The sequence below is a fragment of the Terrabacter sp. 01T434 genome, from assembly GCF_056398545.1.
Window position 1 is genome coordinate 275,603 of the sequence record NZ_JBFTPP010000001.1, and the last position, 20,791, is coordinate 296,393.

The window sequence follows — 20,791 nt, forward strand, 5'->3', positions numbered from 1 at the left end:
ACGTCCATTAGTAGGAAGTCCTAGTATTTTCCCATGTCTGACGCACCGAAGCGCGACCTGCACCAGCCGACCCACCACGTCCGGCTCGTCACCGCGAGCAGTCTCTTCGACGGGCACGACGCGTCGATCAACATCATGCGGCGCATCATGCAGACGCAGGGCGCAGAGGTCATCCACCTCGGGCACAACCGCTCGGTCCAGGAGGTCGTCGACGCGGCGATCGAGGAGGACGTGCAGGGCGTCGCCGTCAGCTCCTACCAGGGCGGCCACGTCGAGTACTTCGAGTACCTCGTGCAGCTGCTCAAGGAGAACGGTGCAGGACACATCCGCGTCGTCGGGGGTGGTGGCGGCGTCATCGTCCCCGAGGAGATCGCGCGGCTGCGCGAGTCCGGGGTCACCATCTTCAGCCCCGAGGACGGGCAGCGGCTCGGGCTCGCCGGCATGATCAGCACCGTCGTCGCCGACTGCGACTTCGACCCCTGGGAGACCAGTGCCGCGTCGCTCGACGCGGTCCTCGCCGGAGAACGGGCTGCGGTCGCGCGAGCCATCACCGGCGCCCAGGAGGGTGACATCGACGATGCGACCCTCGCGCAGCTCCACGAGGCCGCCGGGCGTCGGCGCGTCCCGGTCCTCGGCATCACCGGCACCGGCGGATCGGGCAAGTCGAGCCTCACTGACGAGCTGATCCGTCGTCTGCGCCTCGACCAGCAGGACAAGCTGCGCGTGGCCGTCCTCGCCATCGACCCCACCCGCAGCCGCGGCGGCGGCGCCCTCCTCGGCGATCGCATCCGCATGAGCTCCCTCGACGGGGACCGGGTCTTCTTCCGCAGCCTGGCGACGCGAGGTGGCTCCCAGGTCCCGACGCACCTCGACGACGTCCTCGACATCGTGCGCGCGGCCGGCTTCGACCTCGTCATCCTCGAGACTCCCGGCATCGGCCAGGGCGACGCCGCCGTCGTCGACTACGCCGACGTCTCGCTCTACGTCATGACGCCCGAGTTCGGCGCGAGCAGCCAGCTCGAGAAGATCGACATGCTCGACCGCGCCGACGTCGTCGCCATCAACAAGTTCGAGCGCCGCGGCGCCGAGGACGCCCTGCGTGACGTCGGCCGCCAGATGGTGCGCAACCGCGAAGCCTTCGGCAAGAGCCCCGCCGACATGCCCGTCTACGGCACGTCGGCCGCGACCTTCAACGACGACGGCGTCACCGCGCTCTACCAGGAGCTGCGAGACCTGTTGTCCGACAAGGGGATGCCGTTCGAGGAGGGAGTGCTGCCGCGTGTCGCCACGAAGCAGTCGACGCGCATCGCGACGATCGTGCCCGCCTCGCGGGTGCGCTACCTCGCCGAGATCAGTGACACCGTCCGCGGCTACCACGAGACCACCGAACGGTATGCCGCAGCCGCCAGCCGGGTGCAGCGGCTCGAGTCCGTGCGCGGCGAGCTCGCAGCTGCCGCCGCGGCCGACGAGGTGGGCAGCGCCGAGAGCGCGGTCGACGCCGTCGAGGCCCTCCTCGACGAGGCGCGCACCGACCTTCCCCACGAGGTCGCCGGTGCCCTCACCGCCTGGCCGTCGGTCGTCGAGTCCTACTCCGGCGACGAGCAGGTCGTGCGCATCCGCGACAAGGAGATCCGCAACGTCCTGACGCGGGAGTCCCTGTCGGGCAACAAGATCCCTCGTGTCTCCCTGCCCCGATATCGCGACCACGGCGAGCTCGTCAGCTTCCTGCGCCGTGAGAACCTCCCGGGCTACTTCCCCTTCACCGCCGGTGTCTTCCCGTTCAAGCGCGAGGGGGAGGACCCCGCCCGCATGTTCGCCGGCGAGGGCGACCCGTTCCGCACCAACCGGCGGTTCAAGCTGCTCTCCGAGGGCCAGCCGGCGACCCGCCTGTCGACGGCCTTCGACTCCGTGACGCTGTACGGCCGGGACCCCGACCCGCGCCCCGACGTCTACGGCAAGGTCGGCACGTCCGGCGTGTCCGTCGCGACCCTCGACGACATGAAGGCGCTCTACGACGGCTTCGACCTCGTGTCGCCGACGACGTCCGTCTCCATGACGATCAACGGTCCCGCCCCGACGATCCTCGCCTTCTTCCTCAACACCGCCATCGACCAGCAGGTCGACGCCTTCACGGCGCGGGAGGCTCGGGAGCCGAGCGCCGACGAGCGCCAGGAGCTCACGGCATACGCCCTCGCCAACGTCCGCGGCACGGTGCAGGCAGACATCCTCAAGGAGGACCAGGGCCAGAACACCTGCATCTTCAGCACCGAGTTCTCGCTCAAGATGATGGCCGACATCCAGGAGTGGTTCATCGAGCACCAGGTGCGCAACTTCTACTCCGTGTCGATCTCCGGCTACCACATCGCCGAGGCCGGGGCCAACCCCATCAGCCAGCTCGCCTTCACCCTCGCCAACGGTTTCACCTACGTCGAGAGCTACCTCGCGCGTGGCATGAAGGTCGACGACTTCGCGCCCAACCTCAGCTTCTTCTTCAGCAACGGCATGGACCCCGAGTACTCCGTGCTCGGCCGGGTCGCCCGTCGCATCTGGGCCGTCGCGATGAAGGAGCGCTACGGCGCGGGGGAGCGGTCGCAGAAGCTGAAGTACCACGTCCAGACGTCGGGCCGGTCCCTGCATGCGCAGGAGATGGACTTCAACGACATCCGCACCACGCTGCAGGCGCTCATCGCGATCTACGACAACGCGAACTCCTTGCACACCAACGCTTTCGACGAGGCCGTGACGACCCCGTCCGAGGAGTCGGTGCGCCGCGCGCTCGCCATCCAGCTCATCATCAACCGTGAGTGGGGGCTCGCGATGAACGAGAACCCGCTCCAGGGCTCCTTCGTCATCGACGAGCTGACCGACCTCGTCGAGGCAGCCGTCCTCAAGGAGTTCGACCGCATCACCGAGCGCGGCGGCGTGCTCGGCGCGATGGAGACCGGCTACCAGCGCGGCCGCATCCAGGACGAGTCGATGCTCTACGAGCACCGCAAGCACGACGGCAGCCTGCCGATCATCGGGGTCAACACCTTCCGCAACCCGCACGAGGGTGAGGTGCCCCGCAAGGTCGTCCTCGCCCGCGGCACCGAGGACGAGAAGCAGGGCCAGCTCTCGCGCGTCCGTGCGTTCCGCAAGGAGCACGAGGTCGAGGCGACGGCGGCGCTCGAGGAGCTCAAGGCCGTCGCGATCGAGGGCGGCAACGTCTTCGACGTCCTCATGCGCGCGGCGCGGGTGTGCTCGCTCCAGCAGGTGACCGAGGCCTTCTTCGAGGTCGGCGGCCAGTACCGCCGCAACGTCTGACCCCACCCCTTCAACCGTCGAAAGGCCACGTCGTGTCGCCTCTCAACCGTCGAAAGGCCACGTCTTGTCGCCTGTGCGCACTCGAGAGGCCACGTGGTGCCGCCCGTGACACTCGCTGACGACCTGGCGTATGCCGTGTCCTTGCCGAGGGCGCCACGGCGGGTCGTGTCGCTGGTGCCGTCGATCACCGAGGCTCTCGCGACGAGCTGCCCGGAGCGTCTGGTCGGGGCGACGGACTGGTGCACCCATCCGAGCGACCTTGCGGTGCAACGGGTTCGCGGCACCAAGAATCCTGACCTCAAGGCCATCGCGGCCTTGCGTCCCGACCTCGTCGTGGCCAACAAGGAGGAGAACCGCGAGCTCGACGTGCGGCGGCTGCGCGCCGACGGCATACCCGTGTGGGTGACCGACATCGAGACCGTGCCGGGCGCGCTCGACTCCCTGGGCCGCCTGTTCGCCGAGGTGCTGGACCTGGGGACGCCCGACTGGCTCGCGGCCGCCCGGAACGAGTGGGACCAACCCGTGCCCGAGCCGTGCCTCGACGTCGCCGTGGCGATCTGGCGCGACCCGTGGATGGCCGTAGGGCGCGACACGTTCACGGGTGACCTCGTGGCCCGGCTCGGCTGGCGCAACGTCCTGGCCGCCCACGCCGACCGCTATCCGCACGTCGAAGTGGTCGATCTCGACCGCGACGGCCTCGTCGTCCTGCTGCCCGACGAGCCCTACGTCTTCACCGCCGACGACGGCCCCGAGTCGTTCGCGCACGCGCGGACCGCACTCGTCAGCGGCCGACTGCTCACGTGGTACGGACCGAGTCTCGTCGGGGCCACCGCGGCCCTGACCGCGGCCGTCCCCGTCTGACCGGCAACACGTGGCCTCTCGACGGTCGTGACCCGACCAGACGTGGCCTCTCGACGGTCGTGACCCGGCCAGACGTGGCCTCTACACGGTGTGACCCGGCCAGACGTGGCCTCTCGACGGTCGTGACCCGGCCAGACGTGGCCCCTCGACGGTGTGAACCGTCGAGAGGCCACGTGTGGCCGCCTCGGCCACGTCGAGTGGCCAAGGTCTGCCGTCAGTCGTCGGTGGCGACGACGAGGCCGGCGAGCATGAGACGCCGAGCGAGGTCGAGCCCGATCATGTCGGCGCGCAGCACCCCTCCGGCGACGAGCGCGACGAACGTGCCGACGTCGTGCGCCTCGACGGGGAAATCGGCAAGCCGGGTGCGCAGGGTCGCGGGGCCGTCGCCCGAAGGGACGAGTCGAGCTCCCACGTAGGGCCGGAGCACGAGGGAGGCATCCGGGCGCAGGGCCTCGGCGGCCGCCACCTGGGCCAGTGGCCCGATGGGAGCGGGACGCTGGGTGCCACGCGCTCGCGCCTCGAGGGCGTCGACCACGGCGGCAGGCTCGATCGCGTCCAGCGCGCGCACGAGGGCGGCCCGGACGAGCTCGACGTCCGGGGCGACGGTGTCGTGGTCGAAGCCCGTCGGTGAGATGTCGAGCGAGGCGCGCACGCGCTCGTCCCGGCTGGCGGCGGCCAGGGCCATCGTCACGAGCTCGTCCGCGACGTGGCGCCGGGTCCAGACGTGGACTCCGAGGGTCACGTGCGTGCTGACACCGCCGAGGGCGGTGGCCGAGTGGATCCACCCGCGAGGCAGGTAGAGCACGTCACCGGGACGCAACGTGAACTCGTGGTCCGGCTCGCGCCGCCCGGCCTCCTCGACCTCGGGGCGGTGGTCGGTCCAGGGCTCGTCGCGCAACGGTGAGTCGTGCACCGGGGAGCGCACCTGCCAGCGCTTCTCACCGGCCATCTGGAGCACGAAGACGTCATGGACATCGTAGTGGTCGCTGAAGCCGGTGTTCTGACTCGGGGTGACGTAGGCGTTGGCCTGGACGGGATGGCCCAGCTCCTGCGCGAGCTGCTGGGTGAAGTCGATGAGCGGACCCCAGGTGCGGTGCAGGCCCTGCAGGACGAGGGTCGCCCCGCTCGCGAAAAGGCCGAGCAGCTTGTCGTCGCTCACCTGGTCGGCGATCGAGGCGCCGACCCCGCCGCCCTGGGTGAACTCGCGGTCGCCGAGGGTGCGGCCGTTCTGTGCGACCCGGAGGAAGGGGGCGCGAAGGCCGCGCCGCGAGACGAGCTCGTCGACGGAGCTCTCATCGAAGAGCTCGAGCAGCCCTCCGGGCAGGTCGGCGGCTTCCGTGACCACCGGCGTGTGCGCCCAGTGATGGCGGGCGAACGCGTCCGTGTCGAGGGCGACCAGAGACTGGAGGGCCGAGCGCCCACGCTGTCGCGCGGACACTCGGCTCGTCGTGCCAGCGGGCATCAGATCGAGATGCTCGGGTCCGCTCCGGCCCCACCGTCGGCGCCGCCGTCCTGGGTGCTGGTGTCGGCGCCGCCGTCAGCGGGGCCCTCGGTGTCGGCGCCGCCGTCGGCGCCACCGTCCTCGGCGTTCGTGTCGGCACCGCCGTCAGCGGGGCCCTCGGTCGTCGGGTCGTCGCTCACCGGGTCCAGCGGGTTGTCGCTCATGGCTGCTCCTCCAACGGGTGTGAGGCGGCGCCGGACGACGCCGTCGCTCGTGCACCTACCCGGTCGCGGCACCTCTGGCACAGACGCGGCAGGCGTGTTCTGATCGGTGCCATGGCCATCAGCAAGGGGGACACCGTCCACTGGAACACCTCACAGGGCCGCACCACGGGCACGGCCGTCGAGAAGCGCGTCTCGGAGTTCACCTTCGACGGACAGAAGTTCAAGGCGGCGAAGGACGAGCCCTACTGGATCGTGGAGTCGAGCAAGACCGGAGCGAAGGCCGCGCACAAGGAGTCCTCCCTCGACGCCGGGTGACGCGGGCACTCACGTCAAGTGGTCGAAGTCGCCCCGTGCCCACGCCGCGTGGCGATCCGCCGACCGGCGCAGCACCGCCTTGGCGTCTGACGGCACGACGGCGCCGAAGTTGTTGTAGAGCCGGTCGAAGTGCAGCCCCTCGAGGTGCCCGGCGATGCGCTGGACCACGTTGCCCGACAAGGGAATCCGGTTCGGATAGCTACGCATGAAGCTCACCGACCGACGATCCGGGTTGGGGAAGACGGCATCGCTCGCGAGGAGCACCCCCCGCCCATCAGCCCCCGCCGCCCACTCGACGACGGCCTGTCCAGGGAAGTGCCCGCCCACCCGATGGAGGGTGAGCCCGGGTGCGAGCTCGCGCCGCTCGTCGTAGAGCTCGACAAGGCAGTCCCGCCGGCGCACCCATTCGGCGTCCGGGGCCGCGACGAGGACCGGCACGTCGCCGAGCGCCCGGGCCCACTCCGTCTGGACGCCGTACATGTGCGGGTGGCTGGCGGCCACGGCCAGCGTCGGCCCGAGCGACCGCACGAAGTCGAGCGCCGCCTCGTCGACGTAGCCGACGCAGTCGAAGAGCAGCACGCCGTCGGGAGTGCGCACGACCATCGTCTGTTGGCCTATCCCGACGGCTGGCTGCGCACGCAGGCCCCAGAGTCCCGCCTCCACCTCGGTCACGGTGATGCGCGTCCCGGCCTCCCGCAGCTCTTCCAAGGTGGTCCAGCGCTGCCCGTCCTCCGGCACCCACTGCCGCTCGTCCTCGCAGACGGCGCACTCGACGGGCGGCGCGGGCAGGTCGTCGGTCTCGACGGCGCACGTGGCACAGATCCAGATCACGCGCCCAGAGTGCCCGTTCGCGGCGGCCTGCACCAGCAGGTTTGCGGGAGGATGCAGGGGTGATCCTGCACCTGCGCGCCGCCGTCGAGCAGCTGTATGCCGTCCCGCCCGCTCGCTTCACCCCGCTGCGTTCCGAGCTGGTGGCCGAAGCGAAGTCGGCCGGTGAGAAGGATCTTGCGTCCTCGATCGGTGCCCTGCGCAAGCCGACGGTGGCCGCGTGGGCGGTCAACCACTTCGTGCGTGAGCACGGCGACGAGGTCGACGAGCTCCGGTCGTTCGCCGCCCTGCTCCGCGAGGCGCAGCGCACCCTGGACGCCGACCAGCTGCGCCTCCTCGGGCGCGAGCGGGCCAAGCGCGTCGACGCCCTCGCCGACCGCATCGCCGAGGTCGCGGCGCAGGAGGGTCAGAAGCTCGGTGCCGGAGTCGCCCAGGAGGTGCGCGAGACGCTGACGGCCCTCATCGCCGACGAGGAGGCCGAGGCGTCCGTCGTCACCGGGTCCCTCGTCAAGTCCCTCAGCTACTCCGGGTTCGGCTCCGTCGACGTCGCGGACGTCGTCGCCCTCGGGGACCTCGGCGGCGAGTCCGACGACGCATCCCCGCGCCCGTCGCTGTCCGTGCTGCCCGGCGGCGGCGGCGATCCCGTCGACCTGGAGGAGCGGCGCCGCAACCGGCGGACCGCGGAGCGGGCGCGCCTCCAGTCGGCCCTCGAGACCGCCCGGGCCGAGCTGCGCGCCGCCGACCGTCAGGTCGCCGTGCTCACCGCCCGCCAGGAGGAGGTCACGGAGGGCATCGCCGACCTCGAGCGTCGCCTGGCTACTGCCAGAGCGCGCCTCGAGAAGGTGACGGGCGAGCTCGACGAGGCAGGCGGCATACGCGATCGGCGGGAGCGGGAGGAGGCTGCGGCGCAAGAGGCGCTCGACGCCCACGACGACGCCGATTGACCGCTACGACGATTTCCACCTCTGGCGGGACGGTGTCGAGGCTGCCCGCGGGAGGGGCGACGCCGGCGTCCCGACGAGCGGTCGCCAGACGCCTCCCCGATTTCGTATCCGCGCCGCCGACCGTGTAGTCTCGCCGTCGCACAACAGGTCGACCTGAAGGCGTTCTCGTGACGCTTTCTCCGTGTCGGCCGTGCCCCAATAGCTCAGTCGGCAGAGCGTTTCCATGGTAAGGAAAAGGTCTAGGGTTCGATTCCCTATTGGGGCTCTGGTCGGTCGGTCTCCGGTCCGGGTCGCAGTCGCGGCAGGACCGGAGGGCGACAGCCCATGGCGGGGTAGCTCAGCTGGTTAGAGCGCACGACTCATAATCGTGAGGTCGCGGGATCGAGCCCCGCTCCCGCTACCACTTCCGCGTGCACCCGGACGGATTTCTCGAATCATCGGGGTGTCGCGTAACCTTGGACGTCGCGCCTGCGTGCCACCCCGGGAGCCCGGAACGCGTGACGCGCCGCGCGACACCCGTCGCAAGACGACCGAACACCCGAGTACGTTTCCGAAAGAGCAGGTTGCCGTGGCCAGCAAGAGCAGCGACGTCCGTCCGAAGATCACGATGGCGTGTGTGGACTGCAAGGACCGCAACTACATCACCAAGAAGAACCGTCGGAACAACCCCGACCGTCTCGCGATGAACAAGTTCTGCCCGAAGTGCGGCAAGCACACGGAGCACCGCGAGACCCGCTGAGCACGACGCACGTCGACCGCTCCCTCGGCCCTCCCGGGCCGGGGGAGCGTTGTCGTTCCTGACGTCGACGAGTGCGGTGGACGCCGCAGGCTCTCGTCGGGCGCGGGTCGATAGGGTGCCCGTATGCCGGTGAACGCAGACTTCCAGGGCCGGGTCTACCCGCCCACCGAGACCTATCGGGTCAGTGCCGCCAAGATCCGCGAGTTCGCCGAGGCGGTCGGCTCCTCCGACCCGGTGCACGTCGACGCCGACGTGGCGCGAGCGCACGGCTACGCCGACGTCATCGCGCCGCCGACGTTCGCGGTGCTCATCGCCCAGCAGTGCGACGCGCAGCTGATCCGCGACCCCGAGGCCGGCATCGACTTCTCCCGCGTCGTCCACGGTGAGCAGCGGTTCACCCACCACCGGCCCCTGACGGCCGGCGACGCCGTCGTCGGCACGCTGCACGTCGACACGGTGCGCGAGGCCGGTGGCCACGCCATGGTCACGACCCGCACCGAGCTCGCCACCGAGCAGGGCGAGGCCGTCTGCACGGCCACGTCGACCATCGTCATCCGGGGAGGCGAGTGATGAGCACCCAGCAGAGCACCCCGAGGCCCGCGACAGTCCGGGCCTTCTCCGAGGTCACGGTCGGCGAGGCGCTGCCCCCGATGACCGTTCATGTCGACCGTGCCCGCCTCGTGCAGTACGCCGGAGCTTCGCTCGACCGCAACCGCATCCACTGGGACGAGCGGTTCGCCACGCAGGTCGGGCTGCCCGACGTCATCGCCCACGGGATGTTCACGATGGGTTCGGCGGTCACCCTCGTCACCGACTGGGTCGGCGACGCCGGGCGCGTCGTCGAGTACGGCGTCCGCTTCACCAAGCCGGTCGTCGTGCCCTACGAGACCGGCGCCGACATCGAGGTCGCCGGCGTCGTCAAGGCCGCCGACCCGGAGACGAAGCGCGTCACGGTCGAGCTGACCGCGACCAGCGGCGGCGAGAAGGTCCTCGGCCGCGCCCTGGCCGTCGCCGTCCTCGACTGAGCCGGCAGGTCCACCTCGTGCGCGAGCAACACGACGTCCCCCTCTCCACGCTGACGACGATGCGGGTCGGCGGCCCGGCGGCCCGGCTCGTGACCGTCGAGACCACCGACGAGCTCGTCGACGCCGTCCGCGAGGTCGACGATGCCGACGAGCCCCTGCTCGTCCTCTCCGGCGGCTCCAACCTCGTCGTGTCCGACGACGGCTTCGACGGCACGGTCGTGCACGTCGCCACCTCCGGCATCACACCCGAGTCCGCCGACTACTGCGGCGGAGCGGTTGTCAGGGTCGCCGCCGGCGAGGTGTGGGACGACGTCGTGGCCCGCGCGGTCGCGGAGGGCTGGGCCGGTGTCGAGGCGCTCAGCGGGATTCCCGGGTGCACGGGGGCCACCCCCGTCCAGAACGTCGGCGCCTACGGCCAGGACGTCTCACAGACGATCGCCCAGGTGCGCACGTGGGACCGGCAGGAGCAGGCCGTGCGCACCTTCATGAACGCCGACTGCGCCTTCACGTACCGGCACTCGCGCTTCAAGGGGCACTCGCGCTACGTCGTGCTCGACGTGCTCTTCCAGTTCGAGGTGGCCGACCTCAGCCGCCCGGTGGCGTATGCCGCCCTGGCGAAGGGTCTGGGCGTCGAGCTCGGTACGCGCGTCCCCCTCTCGGACGCCCGCGACGCGGTCCTCGAGCAGCGTCGGGCCCGCGGCATGGTGATCGACGACGCCGACCCCGACACGTGGTCCTGCGGGTCGTTCTTCACCAACCCGATCCTCACCCGCCGGGAGTTCGACGGGCTCGACGAGCGGGTCGGCGAGCGGCTCGGGTGGGAGGGGCCGACCGCGCCGCGCTTCCCCGAGCCCGACGGTCGGGTCAAGACGAGCGCGGCCTGGCTCATCGAGCACGCCGGGTTCGCCAAGGGCTTCGGCCTGCCCGCGCCGGCGGCCCTGTCGACGAAGCACACACTGGCGGTCACCAACCGGGGTGGCGCGACCACCGCCGACGTGCTCGCTTTGGCGCGGCAGGTGCGCGACGGAGTGCATGACGCGTTCGGGGTCACGCTGGTGAACGAGCCCGTCATCGTCGGCGAGCAGCTCTGAGCCGACGGGAGTCGCGTCTGTTGGGGCTCGCGGCAGGCGAAAGCGGTGAAGGCTACTTCGTCAGGACGACGGAGAAGGTCTTCTGGGGGATCGTCTTGCCAGTCGTACTGACGGTGTAGGGCGGGCGGTTGAAGGCCAGGCTCAGTGCGCTCGTCGTGCCCCGGTTGACCTTGAAGAAGACCCAGCCGGCCGTCTTCTGCGAGCGCGTCGCAGCCTTCAGCGGCGTGGCGCCCCACTGCTTGGCGAACTCGGCGGTGGGCATGACCGTCTGGGCCGGGCTCGCTGCCACGAGCGAGAGCATCGACGGCTCGACCGAGGCCGAGTAGCGAGAACCGGCGGCAACCGACACCCAGACGCCCACGATCTCGAACTGCTTCGCCCCGACGGGCTGTCCGGCCGGCCACGGGAAGTGCCGGACCACGCTGTCGGCCTTGATGGTGTGCCCGAGGTCGGGGTCCGTGATGGACGCCGCGATCTTCGTGGGCACCGGCCGGTCGACGATGGAGCCATCCGTGGCTGTCGTGCTCGTCGTGCTCGGCGTGCTCGGCGTGGCGGTCGAGGGCGACGCCGTCGTGCTCGACGTGCTCGTCGAGGCGGGAGTGGTGGCGGCCTGCGCGGTCGCGTCCGCGGTGGCGCCGGACCCGCCGCTGCACGCCGCGAGCGCGACGACAGGGGCGACGAGACCGACGACGGCGAGACGTCGCAGCTGGGCGCGGGAGGCGGTCGATGGGCGTGCGGGGGCAGGGGCAGAAGTCTTCATCTTCCCTCCAGCATGACCGGGCGCACCGATCCTGAGCAAACTCGATGGACCGCGGCGACCGCACTGACCCCTCGGCCACCGCCCGTCCCGTCCGGATACGACGCGATCGTGGAGGGGCTCGCCGTCACGCCGGAGCGGCGAGCCACGCGTCCACGTCGGCGAGCGCAGCCTGTCGCCGGGAGGGCGGCATCCGGCTCCCCTCGAGCGAGCCGCGAGCGAGCCGCGCGAGCTCCGCGTCGTCGAGACCCAGGTCGCGGGCCGCGGAGTACTGCGCGACGAGGCGCGAGCCGAAGAGCAGCGGATCGTCCGCACCGAGCGCCACGTGGATGCCCGCGTCGACGATGCGACGCAGCGGCACGTCGCCGGGGTCGGCATAGACCCCGAGGGCGACGTTGCTGCCGGGACAGACCTCCAGGGTCACCCCGGCTTCGGCGACGGCGTCGAGCACCTGGGGGTCCTCGACGCTGCGCACGCCGTGGCCGATCCGGTCGGGCTCGAGGTGCTCGAGCGTCTCCATGACCGACTGCGCGCCGAGCAGCTCGCCGCCGTGGGGCACGAGCGCGAGCCCGGCGCGCCGGGCGATGGCGAAGGCCGGCGCGAAGTCGGCGACGAGCCCGCGCCGTTCGTCATTGGACAGCCCGAAGCCGACGACGGACCCTGCGTCGTCACCAGCGTGGTGGGCAGCGAGCCGGGCGAGCGTCCGGGCCTCGAGGGGGTGGCGCATCCGACTCGCCGCGACGACGACGGCCACGCCGATCTCGCCCTCCGCCGTCACCTTCCGGGCCTCGTCGAGCACGATCTCGAGGGCTGGCGTGATGCCCCCGACGAACGGGGCGTACGACGTGGGGTCGACCTGGAGCTCGAGCCAGCGAGACCCCTCGGCCACGTCGTCCGCGGCGGCCTCACGCACGATGCGGCGCATGTCGGCCTCGCTGCGCACACATGCCCGGGCGCCGTCGTAGAGCCGTTGGAAGCGGAACCAGCCGCGCTCGTCGGTGGCCTTGGCCAGACGCGGCGGCCAGTCCTTGACGAGGGCGTCGGGCAGCCGGATGCCATGCGTCGCCGCGAGGTCACGCACGGTCTCGACCCGCATCGACCCCGTGAAGTGCAGGTGCAGGTGGGCCTTGGGGAGATCCCGCACCGAGCGTGTCATGCGCGTCAGTGTGTCACCCGCCCAACGGAGTCGTCCTCAGGCTCTGTCAGGCGTCGTCGGGCTCGGAGGCGATCTCGTCGACGACGTGCATCGCGGCCTCCTCGGCCGACGCCCCGGCGCCGTCGACACCCACGTCGCTGGCCCACACCTGCTTCTCGTCGTCCTCGTGGGCACCCTCGTCGTCCGCGACGAGGCGGCCGGCGCGGGCGTCGCCCACCTCGTTGTCGCCGAGCCAGTCGTCCTCGGCGTCGATCGAGTCGGGGTCGTCGCCGCCGACGCGGTCGTCGTCGAGGCCGCTCTCGTTGTCGGGAGCGCCGTAGGCCGAGTTGGGGTCGGGCACCTCCTGGCGGATGCGCTCGTCGATCGTCTCGTCGACGGACTCCTCGTAGGCGGTCGTGCCGTGGGCGTTGACCCCCTGCGGGCGATCGTTGGGGGAGTATCCACGGTCGAGCACGTCGTCGAGGTCGCCGTCCTCGAGGGTGTCCTCGGGCTGGAGCTGGTCCTCGTCGTCGACGCTGTAGGTCGTCAGGTCGTCGGAGATGTTCTCGTTGGGACCGGTGTCGCTCATCGCGAGACTCCTTCGGTGGCAGGGTTCGTGGCGTCGGGGTCCGACGCTGTCGCGCCGTCGCCTCCTGCCCCTACCCGCGTAGCGCGCTCGTGCGTCAGCTTCTCGGCGGCGGCGAGGGCGACGCAGGTGGCCACACCGGCCATGGCCGTGCGCACCTCGTCGAGCACCGGGAAGGTCGGCGCGAGGCGGATGTTGCGGTCGCGCGGGTCGTTGCCCAGCGGGAAGGAGGCGCCGGCGGGCGTGAGCGCGATGCCGGCCTCCTTGGCGAGGGCGACGACCCGTGAGGCGGTGCCGTCCAGCACGTCGAGGTTGACGAAGTAGCCGCCGGTCGGGTGGCTCCACTCGGCGACGTCGAGACCGTCGAGGCCGGTGGTCAGCGCCTCGTCGACGGCAGCGAACTTCGGCGCGATGATTTCCCGGTGCCGCCGCATGTGCGCCCGGACTCCGTCGGCGTCGCGGAAGAACTCGACGTGACGCAGGTGGTTGACCTTGTCCGGTCCGATCGAGCCCATCGCGAGGTGCCCGAGGTACCACTTCACGTTGGCCTCGCTGGCGGCGAGGACGGCCACGCCGGCGCCGGCGAAGGTGATCTTGGAGGTCGACGCATACATGATCGGTCGGTTGGGGTGTCCCGAGGCGGCGCAGAGGCTGAGGATGTCGGCGCTCTTCGCCTCGTCCTCGGTGAGGTGGTGGAAGGCGTAGGCGTTGTCCCAGAAGATCGTGAAGTCGGGGGCCGCGGCCGGCATGGCGGCCAGGCGCGCGGCGACCTCGTGCGACACCACGGCGCCGGAGGGGTTGGCATAGGTGGGGACGATCCAGATGCCCTTGATGCTCGGGTCGTCCCTGACGAGCGACTCGACGGCCGCCATGTCCGGTCCGTCCTGGTGCATGTCGACGGTCACCATCTCGATCCCGAACGACGCCAGCATCGAGAAGTGGCGGTCGTAGCCGGGGACCGGGCAGATGAAACGGACCTTCTCCTCCTGGCTCCAGGGGCGCGGGGAGTCGACCCCGCCGAAGAGGAGGAAGTCGACGATGGTGCTGTACATCATCGTCAGGCTCGAGTTGCCGCCGGCGACCACCTGGGCCGGCTCGACCCAGAGCAGCTCGGCGAAGATCTCGCGCAGCTCCGCCAGCCCTTCGAGGCCGCCGTAGTTGCGCACGTCGACGCCGTTGCGGTCCTTGGTCGACGTCGGCAGGTGGAGCAGGTCGTTGGCGAGGTCCAGCTGCGCTGCCGACGGTTTGCCCCGCGTCAGGTCGAGCTTGAGGCCGCGCGACTTCAGCGACGCGTACTCTGACCTCTGCTCGGCGAGGAAGCCGGCCAGGTCGTCGTCGGACAGGGACGCAAGGGGGGTGCGCGGGTTCGTCACGTCTCGATCCTGCCACTGCCTCAGGCGCCTCGGGCGGCCGAGTCCGTATGCCGGGTGGCCCGTCTCGACAGGGTCCGCCCAGGGCGTCGCGGGGGTGTTCCGGGCCGGTTCGCGCTGGGACGTGTCCGTCCCGTATGATCGTCCCTCGGACGGCTTCGCTGGCCATGCTGACGCATGCCGTCCCACCGAGGACACCCAACGTCCACGGTGAAGGGCAATAGCTCAATTGGTAGAGCACTGGTCTCCAAAACCAGCGGTTGGGGGTTCGAGTCCCTCTTGCCCTGCGCATCCCAGTGATGTGGTCGTCGTGCAAGGCGGCACGCGGCTTCTGCCCGACGCGGGACACCACGCGTCCGGGCTCCTGTCGCGGGTCGACACCCAGGCAGAAAGAAGGAATCGTGACGGAGACGAGCGCCAAGCGCGGGTCCGGCCGTGCCGACAAGGCTCGCGGCGGCAACCCGGTGTCGCGTCTCTTCGGCGCGATCAGCCTCTTCGTGCGCCAGATCCTCGACGAGCTGCGCAAGGTCGTGCGTCCCACGGGACCTGAGCTCGTGCGCTACACGACCGTCGTGGTCGTGTTCGTCGTGATCATGATGGCGCTCGTCTCAGGGCTCGACTTCGTGCTGAGCCGGCTGATCTCCTGGGCCTTCACGGGTTCGCCGACCTGACGCACCAGCCCTGCGGCCCGCGTCACGGATGTCACCGCCAGCCCGCACCGGTTGGTCCACGAACATGGAAGTAGGTCAGAGCGTGTCCGAGCAGTTCGCCCACGAGGGCGCCCCGAACGGCGAGAGCACCGAGAGCGACGTCGTCGACCCCGCGGTCGAGACCGACGACCTCTCGGCGTCCGACGTCGAGTCGGGTGCTGGGGACACCGACTCCGACGTGAGCGACGACCTCGAGGCCGGCGCGGTCAGCGCCGAGTCCGACGAGTCCGAGCAGTCCGACGCGTCCGAGCCGTCAGACGACGCGGAGCCGGTTGCCCAGGGCAGCGGTGACCCGGTCGCGGACTTCAAGGCCGACCTGCGCAGCCGCTTCGGCGACTGGTTCGTCATCCACTCCTACGCCGGTTACGAGAACCGCGTGAAGGCCAACCTCGAGACGCGCATCCAGACCCTGAACATGGAGGACTTCATCTTCGAGATCGAGGTCCCCATGGAGGAGGTCACCGAGATCAAGAACGGCCAGAAGAAGCAGGTCCGCCGCGTCCGGATGCCCGGATACGTCCTCGTCCGCATGGACCTCACCGACGAGAGCTGGGGCGCCGTGCGCCACACGCCCGGCGTCACCGGGTTCGTCGGCAACGCGCACCAGCCCGTGCCGCTGTCGATCGACGAGGTCTTCACGATGCTCGCGCCGACCTTCGAGGCCGCTGCCGGCGCCGAGGGCGCGGCCGCGTCGGGCACCGGCGCTCCCAAGGACGTCCGCGTCGTCGACTTCGAGGTCGGCGAGTCCGTCACCGTGATGGAAGGGCCCTTCGAGACCCTCCCCGCGACGATCTCCGAGATCAACCCCGACACCCAGAAGCTCAAGGTGCTCGTCTCGATCTTCGGCCGGGAGACCCCGGTCGAGCTGTCCTTCGCCCAGGTCGCCAAGATCTGAGCAAGGTCCCACCACGTTCGGTGCGGCATCCCGCACCGGCATGCAACCGGGTCATCGCCCATGGCGTCGGTCCACAACGAAGAAGGTAGGCACTCATGCCCCCCAAGAAGAAGGTCTCCGGCTTCATCAAGCTGCAGATCCAGGCCGGTCAGGCCACCCCCGCCCCGCCCGTCGGCCCGGCCCTCGGTCAGCACGGCGTCAACATCATGGAGTTCGTCAAGGCGTACAACGCCGCGACGGAGGCCCAGCGCGGCAACGTCATCCCGGTCGAGATCACGGTCTACGAGGACCGCTCGTTCACCTTCGTGACGAAGACCCCGCCGGCCGCCGAGCTCATCAAGAAGGCCGCTGGCGTCGCCAAGGGTTCCGGCGAGCCGCACAAGACCAAGGTCGCCAAGCTCTCGCGCGACCAGGTCCTCGAGATCGCCCGTCAGAAGATGGAAGACCTCAACGCCAACGACGAGGAGATGGCGGCACGCATCATCGCCGGCACCGCTCGCTCGATGGGCATCGACACCGAGCTCTGAGCCCAGCTCACGACTCGGGCGTCACCCCGGCCGCACGGCATACGGACCGTATGCCGTCGGCCACGTGGGAGGACCAGCGCTGGTCCGCACCACGACTCCACCACCACGCAAGGAGCAGTTCCATGAAGCGCAGCAAGAACTACCGCGCAGCCGCCGAGCTCGTCACGCCCGGCAAGGTCTACGCCCCGCTCGAGGCCGTCCGCGTTGCCAAGCAGACCGCCAAGGCCAAGTACGACGAGACCGTCGAGGTCGCCATGCGCCTCGGCGTCGACCCCCGCAAGGCCGACCAGGCCGTCCGCGGCACGGTCAACCTGCCGCACGGCACGGGCAAGACCGCCCGCGTCCTCGTCTTCGCCAACGGCGACAAGGCCGAGGCCGCCCGCGAGGCCGGCGCCGACCACGTCGGCTCCGACGACCTGCTCGAGAAGGTCCAGGGTGGCTGGCTCGACTTCGACGCCGTCGTCGCGACCCCTGACCTCATGGGCAAGGTCGGTCGTCTCGGCAAGGTGCTCGGCCCGCGTGGCCTCATGCCCAACCCGAAGACCGGCACCGTGACGATGGACGTCGCCAAGGCCGTCGCCGACATCAAGGGCGGCAAGATCGAGTTCCGCGTCGACAAGCACGCGAACCTCCACTTCATCATCGGCAAGGTCTCCTTCGACGAGGCCAAGCTCGTCGAGAACTACGCCGCGGCGCTCGAGGAGATCCTGCGTCTGAAGCCGGCCAGCTCCAAGGGCCGCTACATCGAGAAGGCCACCGTCTCCACGACGATGGGCCCGGGCATCCCGCTCGACTTCTCCAAGACGCGCAACCTCCTCGCCGAGGACGACCAGGCCTGACCGCCTGACCCAGCAGTCCGAGAGCCCGTCACCCCACTGGGGTGGCGGGCTCTCGTCGTCACACGTGTCTCGCTCCCCGGATCCGCGGGATGCTCCGGCGCGACCGCGGGGGAGTGCGCGAGTACGGTCGATGGATGACTCGTCACAGTGCACGCACCACGACACGGTCCAGATGGGTCCTCGGCGCCCTCGTCGTCGGACTCCCACTCTCCCTCCTCCCCGCCACGGCGGGCGCGCAGCCCACCACGGCACCCGCACCCCAGACCGATCGAGGCTGGCACGGCCGTCCGACGCCGTTGCCGAAGGTCCCGGTGATGACCGGGTCGGGCGGCGCCGTCAGCTCCGTCGACCGCGACGCCTCGCAGGTCGGCATCGACGTGCTGGCCCGCGGCGGCAACGCGGCGGACGCCGCGGTCGCGACGGCGGCGGCGCTCGGGGTCACCGAGCCCTACAGCGCCGGCATCGGCGGTGGCGGGTTCCTCGTCTACTACGACGCAAAGAGCAAGAAGGTCACGACCATCGACGGCCGCGAGACGGCGCCGGCGTCGTTCACGGACAAGACCTTCACCGACCCGGCCACGGGCAAGGCGATGAACTTCAACACCGTCGTGAACTCGGGTCTGTCGGTGGGCATCCCGGGCACCCCGGCGCTCTGGGCCAAGGCCCTGCGCGACTACGGCACGCTCTCGTGGGGCGAGGCCCTGAAGCCCGCCGAACGCCTCGCCGACAAGGGGTTCGTCGTCGACCAGACCTTCCACGACCAGACGGTGGCCAATGCCGCGCGCTTCTCGGTTTTCCCCGCCACGGCCAAGGTCTTCCTGCGCGACGGCAAGGCGCCGGCGGTGGGCTCGGTCTTCACCAACCCCGACATGGCCAAGGCCTACCGCACCCTGCGCACCCAGGGCGTCGACGTCCTCTACCGCGGACGCCTCGGTGAGGCCATCGTGCGCGAGTCCAACGCCCCGCACACCGCCCCCGGCGTCAGCGTCATGGGCGGCCAGATGACCCTGCGCGACCTCGCCGCCTACCGGGCGCTGACCAAGGCGCCGATCCACTCGCAGTACAAGGGGCTCGACGTGTTCGGCATGCCGGTGCCGAGCTCCGGTGGCATCGCCGTCGCCGAGATCCTCAACCTGATGAAGGCCTACGAGCGGCGCACCGGCACGCCGACGTCGCAGGTCTCCGACGTGCAGTACCTGCACCGGTTCTCCGAGGCGTCCGCCACGGCCTTCGCCGACCGCAACCGCTGGGTCGGTGACGTCCGGGGCGTTCCGGTCAAGGAGCTGACCGACCCGGCCTTCGCGGCCGAGCGGGCGTGCCTCTTCGACCCCATGAAGGCCCACCCGCGTCCCATCCCGTTCGGCTCGCCGGACGGCTCGTACACCTCCTGCGCCCCCGGCGCGGTCGCACAGGGCCAGCCGTACGAGGGCCAGTCGACGTCACACCTGACGGCGACCGACCGCTGGGGCAACGTCGCCTCCTACACCCTGACCATCGAGCAGACCGGCGGCTCGGGCATCACGGTGCCCGGCTACGGCTTCCTGCTCAACAACGAGCTCACCGACTTCAACTTCACCCCGCTGACGCCCGGTGTCCCGGACCCGAACCTGCCCGGTTCGGGCAAGCGCCCGCGGTCCTCGATGAGCCCGACCATCCTGCTCGACGGTGGCAAGCCCTTCCTCGCGGTCGGGTCGCCCGGCGGCGCCACGATCATCACGTCGGTGTCCCAGACGATCCTCGGCTACCTCGACCGACACCTCTCGCTCGTCGACGCGATCGCTGCTCCGCGCCTCAGCTCGCGCAACGGAGCGAGCGAAGGGGCCGAGCCGGCCATCCTCGACGGACCGACGGGTGCTGCGCTCACGGCCATGGGCCACACGCTCGCCTCCGCGGGCACACCCAACGAGATCGGGGCGGTGACCGCGATCCGCAGCCTGGGTCGGGGCATCTTCGAGGCGGCAGCAGAGCCGACTCGTCGTGGCGGCGGCTCGGCAATGGTGGTCCACCCCCGCTGACCGCTCCCTCCCACCACAGGACGCGTCAGGCCGGCCCCCGCACGGGGTCGGCCTGACGCGTTCCCGGGGGGTCGGGCGCCGTGCCCGTCGCGACGCGACGTCAGGCAGGCTTGGGCGTGGGCCACGGCCAAGCGGTGCAGCCCTGCAGGCCGTACGTCTGCTGCATCATCACCGGAGCCACCTGGCCCGTGCCGCCGCAGTACTCGTGCGGGTGGCCGATCCCGTGGCCGACCTCGTGGTTGACGAGGTAGACGCGGTACGTGGCGACGTCCTTGCCGTACGCCGCGGCTCCGAGCACCCAGCGACGAAGATTGAGCACGACCCGTCCGGAGTTGTGGCAGCTGACCTGGCCGCGCGTCTCCAGCGGCGCGCACAGCCGGTCGGTCGTGTCGGGACTGGCCAGGGTGATGCGAAGGTCGACCTTCGCACCCTTGGCCGCCTCCGCCGGCGGCACGTCGACGAACCGGACCCCGTCCTTGGTCTGCCAGCCACGGGGGTCGGTCAGGACCGTCCCGACCGTGGTGGCGAAGTCCTCGCCCGAGATGCCCGTGCCGTCCTCGACCTCGACGGTGTAGCGGACCGTGCGTCCGCCCGCAGGCGTCGGGCGAAGCGCCGCGGCCGGCATCGACACGACCGTGAACCTGCCGGACCCGGCCTCGATGACGGCGCCGGCGGTCGAGCCGGCGGCCTTCCCGGCCGCGCTGCTCCGGGGGGTGGGCGAGCTGCCACCGACCTGCGAGTCGGTCGACGCGTCAGGAACCTGCTCGGCCTGGTCCGCCGGCGAAAGGGGTGACCCACTCGCCGAGGGAGCGGGTGAGGCCTGCGGAGTGGGACGGTCGGACATCGGTTCGCGGGCGCCGGCCCGGGACACGGTCCACATGTCGGCCGCGAGGCAGAGCACGACGGCCAGCAGCGCCAACCATCGACGGCGGCGGACCGCCCGCCGCTCGGCGGGGGTCGGCCGGCGCACAGGACTGTCACTCGCCATCGATGTCACGGTAAATTCCTACCCGCTGCGGCCGGGGGACAGGCACAGGACCCGCCGGGGAGCGCCGAACCCGATTTGGTCGGGAGGGATCGAGCCCGTACTCTGGTCCACGACCAATGACCGCCGGTTGGAGGGCGTGGGCAACCACGATCTCCCGAAGGTTCCGCACGCGTTGCGGGCAGCCAGCGCAGGACACTC

21 protein-coding genes and 3 tRNA genes are annotated in these 20,791 nt (G+C 70.7%); 16 read left to right on the plus strand and 8 right to left on the minus strand.

Features of this window, described 5'->3' with window-relative positions; translation table 11 throughout:
• Nucleotides 1-33 precede the first annotated feature (33 nt).
• Both icmF and AC1DIW_RS01340 read left to right on the plus strand, forming a co-directional pair.
• On the plus strand, nucleotides 34-3,303 hold the full coding sequence (icmF, locus tag AC1DIW_RS01335; RefSeq protein WP_478106213.1) for a fused isobutyryl-CoA mutase/GTPase IcmF: 3,270 nt from the start codon (nucleotides 34-36) through the stop codon (nucleotides 3,301-3,303).
• Between the two features lie 105 nt (nucleotides 3,304-3,408).
• Nucleotides 3,409-4,164: a helical backbone metal receptor gene (locus AC1DIW_RS01340; protein WP_478106214.1), complete on the plus strand. Its 756-nt coding sequence runs from the start codon at nucleotides 3,409-3,411 to the stop codon at nucleotides 4,162-4,164.
• Nucleotides 4,165-4,378: 214 nt separating this feature from the next.
• Here the strand turns inward: AC1DIW_RS01340 and AC1DIW_RS01345 are convergent, their stop codons facing one another.
• Both AC1DIW_RS01345 and AC1DIW_RS01350 read right to left on the minus strand, forming a co-directional pair.
• Complete coding sequence (locus tag AC1DIW_RS01345) at nucleotides 4,379-5,602, minus strand: cupin domain-containing protein (protein WP_478106215.1); 1,224 nt, start codon at nucleotides 5,600-5,602, stop codon at nucleotides 4,379-4,381.
• A gap of 23 nt (nucleotides 5,603-5,625) precedes the next feature.
• Nucleotides 5,626-5,829 carry a BatC protein gene (locus AC1DIW_RS01350; protein WP_478106216.1) on the minus strand — a complete coding sequence of 68 codons (204 nt, stop codon included), beginning with the start codon at nucleotides 5,827-5,829 and terminating at the stop codon, nucleotides 5,626-5,628.
• 111 nt (nucleotides 5,830-5,940) lie between these two features.
• Here AC1DIW_RS01350 and AC1DIW_RS01355 point away from each other — a divergent pair, with 111 nt between their 5' ends.
• A complete protein-coding gene (locus tag AC1DIW_RS01355; RefSeq protein ID WP_478106217.1) occupies nucleotides 5,941-6,144 on the plus strand; it encodes a hypervirulence associated TUDOR domain-containing protein in 204 nt (67 codons plus the stop codon).
• 9 nt (nucleotides 6,145-6,153) lie between these two features.
• On the opposite strand, the gene AC1DIW_RS01360 is transcribed toward AC1DIW_RS01355, so the two are convergent.
• A complete protein-coding gene (locus AC1DIW_RS01360; RefSeq protein ID WP_478106218.1) occupies nucleotides 6,154-6,975 on the minus strand; it encodes an MBL fold metallo-hydrolase in 822 nt (273 codons plus the stop codon).
• Between the two features lie 59 nt (nucleotides 6,976-7,034).
• Between AC1DIW_RS01360 and AC1DIW_RS01365 the strand changes: the two genes are divergently transcribed.
• The 7 genes from AC1DIW_RS01365 (at nucleotide 7,035) to AC1DIW_RS01395 (ending at nucleotide 10,771) form a co-directional block, all read left to right on the plus strand.
• Nucleotides 7,035-7,916 (plus strand): hypothetical protein, encoded by an 882-nt coding sequence (locus tag AC1DIW_RS01365; protein ID WP_478106219.1) that lies wholly within the window; start codon nucleotides 7,035-7,037, stop codon nucleotides 7,914-7,916.
• Between the two features lie 192 nt (nucleotides 7,917-8,108).
• Nucleotides 8,109-8,181, plus strand: a tRNA-Thr gene (locus AC1DIW_RS01370).
• Between the two features lie 61 nt (nucleotides 8,182-8,242).
• Nucleotides 8,243-8,319 (plus strand) — tRNA-Met (locus AC1DIW_RS01375).
• A 165-nt stretch (nucleotides 8,320-8,484) separates the two neighbouring features.
• Nucleotides 8,485-8,655 carry a 50S ribosomal protein L33 gene (rpmG, locus tag AC1DIW_RS01380; protein ID WP_020143294.1) on the plus strand — a complete coding sequence of 57 codons (171 nt, stop codon included), beginning with the start codon at nucleotides 8,485-8,487 and terminating at the stop codon, nucleotides 8,653-8,655.
• Between the two features lie 123 nt (nucleotides 8,656-8,778).
• Nucleotides 8,779-9,225 (plus strand): FAS1-like dehydratase domain-containing protein, encoded by a 447-nt coding sequence (locus AC1DIW_RS01385; RefSeq protein WP_442279640.1) that lies wholly within the window; start codon nucleotides 8,779-8,781, stop codon nucleotides 9,223-9,225.
• Nucleotides 9,225-9,680: a MaoC/PaaZ C-terminal domain-containing protein gene (locus AC1DIW_RS01390; RefSeq protein ID WP_442279641.1), complete on the plus strand. Its 456-nt coding sequence runs from the start codon at nucleotides 9,225-9,227 to the stop codon at nucleotides 9,678-9,680. The genes AC1DIW_RS01385 and AC1DIW_RS01390 overlap by 1 nt, the downstream gene beginning before the upstream one ends.
• A 17-nt stretch (nucleotides 9,681-9,697) precedes the next feature.
• Nucleotides 9,698-10,771, plus strand: coding sequence for a UDP-N-acetylmuramate dehydrogenase (locus AC1DIW_RS01395; protein ID WP_442279642.1), 1,074 nt, complete (start codon nucleotides 9,698-9,700; stop codon nucleotides 10,769-10,771).
• A 52-nt stretch (nucleotides 10,772-10,823) separates the two neighbouring features.
• On the opposite strand, the gene AC1DIW_RS01400 is transcribed toward AC1DIW_RS01395, so the two are convergent.
• The 4 genes from AC1DIW_RS01400 to AC1DIW_RS01415 all read right to left on the minus strand — a co-directional run bounded on the left by AC1DIW_RS01400 (nucleotide 10,824) and on the right by AC1DIW_RS01415 (nucleotide 14,622).
• The gene (locus AC1DIW_RS01400; protein WP_478106220.1) at nucleotides 10,824-11,531 is read right to left on the minus strand and encodes a hypothetical protein; all 708 of its coding nucleotides are present in this window, start codon (nucleotides 11,529-11,531) and stop codon (nucleotides 10,824-10,826) included.
• A gap of 124 nt (nucleotides 11,532-11,655) precedes the next feature.
• Nucleotides 11,656-12,684 carry an adenosine deaminase gene (locus AC1DIW_RS01405; RefSeq protein ID WP_478106221.1) on the minus strand — a complete coding sequence of 343 codons (1,029 nt, stop codon included), beginning with the start codon at nucleotides 12,682-12,684 and terminating at the stop codon, nucleotides 11,656-11,658.
• 46 nt (nucleotides 12,685-12,730) lie between these two features.
• Entirely contained in the window at nucleotides 12,731-13,252 is a 522-nt protein-coding gene (locus AC1DIW_RS01410) for a DUF5709 domain-containing protein (RefSeq protein WP_442279645.1), read from the minus strand.
• Nucleotides 13,249-14,622, minus strand: coding sequence for an aspartate aminotransferase type Ic (locus AC1DIW_RS01415; RefSeq protein WP_442279646.1), 1,374 nt, complete (start codon nucleotides 14,620-14,622; stop codon nucleotides 13,249-13,251). The genes AC1DIW_RS01410 and AC1DIW_RS01415 overlap by 4 nt, the downstream gene beginning before the upstream one ends.
• A 211-nt stretch (nucleotides 14,623-14,833) precedes the next feature.
• Between AC1DIW_RS01415 and AC1DIW_RS01420 the strand changes: the two genes are divergently transcribed.
• From AC1DIW_RS01420 to ggt, 6 genes are all read left to right on the plus strand, one after another.
• Nucleotides 14,834-14,906, plus strand: a tRNA-Trp gene (locus AC1DIW_RS01420).
• A gap of 114 nt (nucleotides 14,907-15,020) precedes the next feature.
• Nucleotides 15,021-15,290 carry a preprotein translocase subunit SecE gene (gene secE, locus AC1DIW_RS01425; protein WP_442279647.1) on the plus strand — a complete coding sequence of 90 codons (270 nt, stop codon included), beginning with the start codon at nucleotides 15,021-15,023 and terminating at the stop codon, nucleotides 15,288-15,290.
• Nucleotides 15,291-15,372: 82 nt separating this feature from the next.
• Nucleotides 15,373-16,224, plus strand: a complete 852-nt coding sequence (nusG, locus tag AC1DIW_RS01430; protein ID WP_478106222.1) for a transcription termination/antitermination protein NusG — start codon at nucleotides 15,373-15,375, stop codon at nucleotides 16,222-16,224.
• Between the two features lie 95 nt (nucleotides 16,225-16,319).
• On the plus strand, nucleotides 16,320-16,751 hold the full coding sequence (rplK, locus tag AC1DIW_RS01435) for a 50S ribosomal protein L11 (RefSeq protein ID WP_188032349.1): 432 nt from the start codon (nucleotides 16,320-16,322) through the stop codon (nucleotides 16,749-16,751).
• A 122-nt stretch (nucleotides 16,752-16,873) separates the two neighbouring features.
• Nucleotides 16,874-17,590, plus strand: a complete 717-nt coding sequence (rplA, locus tag AC1DIW_RS01440; RefSeq protein WP_442279649.1) for a 50S ribosomal protein L1 — start codon at nucleotides 16,874-16,876, stop codon at nucleotides 17,588-17,590.
• A gap of 134 nt (nucleotides 17,591-17,724) precedes the next feature.
• Nucleotides 17,725-19,605, plus strand: a complete 1,881-nt coding sequence (ggt, locus tag AC1DIW_RS01445; protein ID WP_478106223.1) for a gamma-glutamyltransferase — start codon at nucleotides 17,725-17,727, stop codon at nucleotides 19,603-19,605.
• Nucleotides 19,606-19,705: 100 nt separating this feature from the next.
• Here ggt and AC1DIW_RS01450 read toward each other — a convergent pair whose 3' ends face one another.
• Entirely contained in the window at nucleotides 19,706-20,593 is an 888-nt protein-coding gene (locus tag AC1DIW_RS01450; RefSeq protein ID WP_478106224.1) for a DUF3152 domain-containing protein, read from the minus strand.
• Nucleotides 20,594-20,791: the final 198 nt, after the last annotated feature.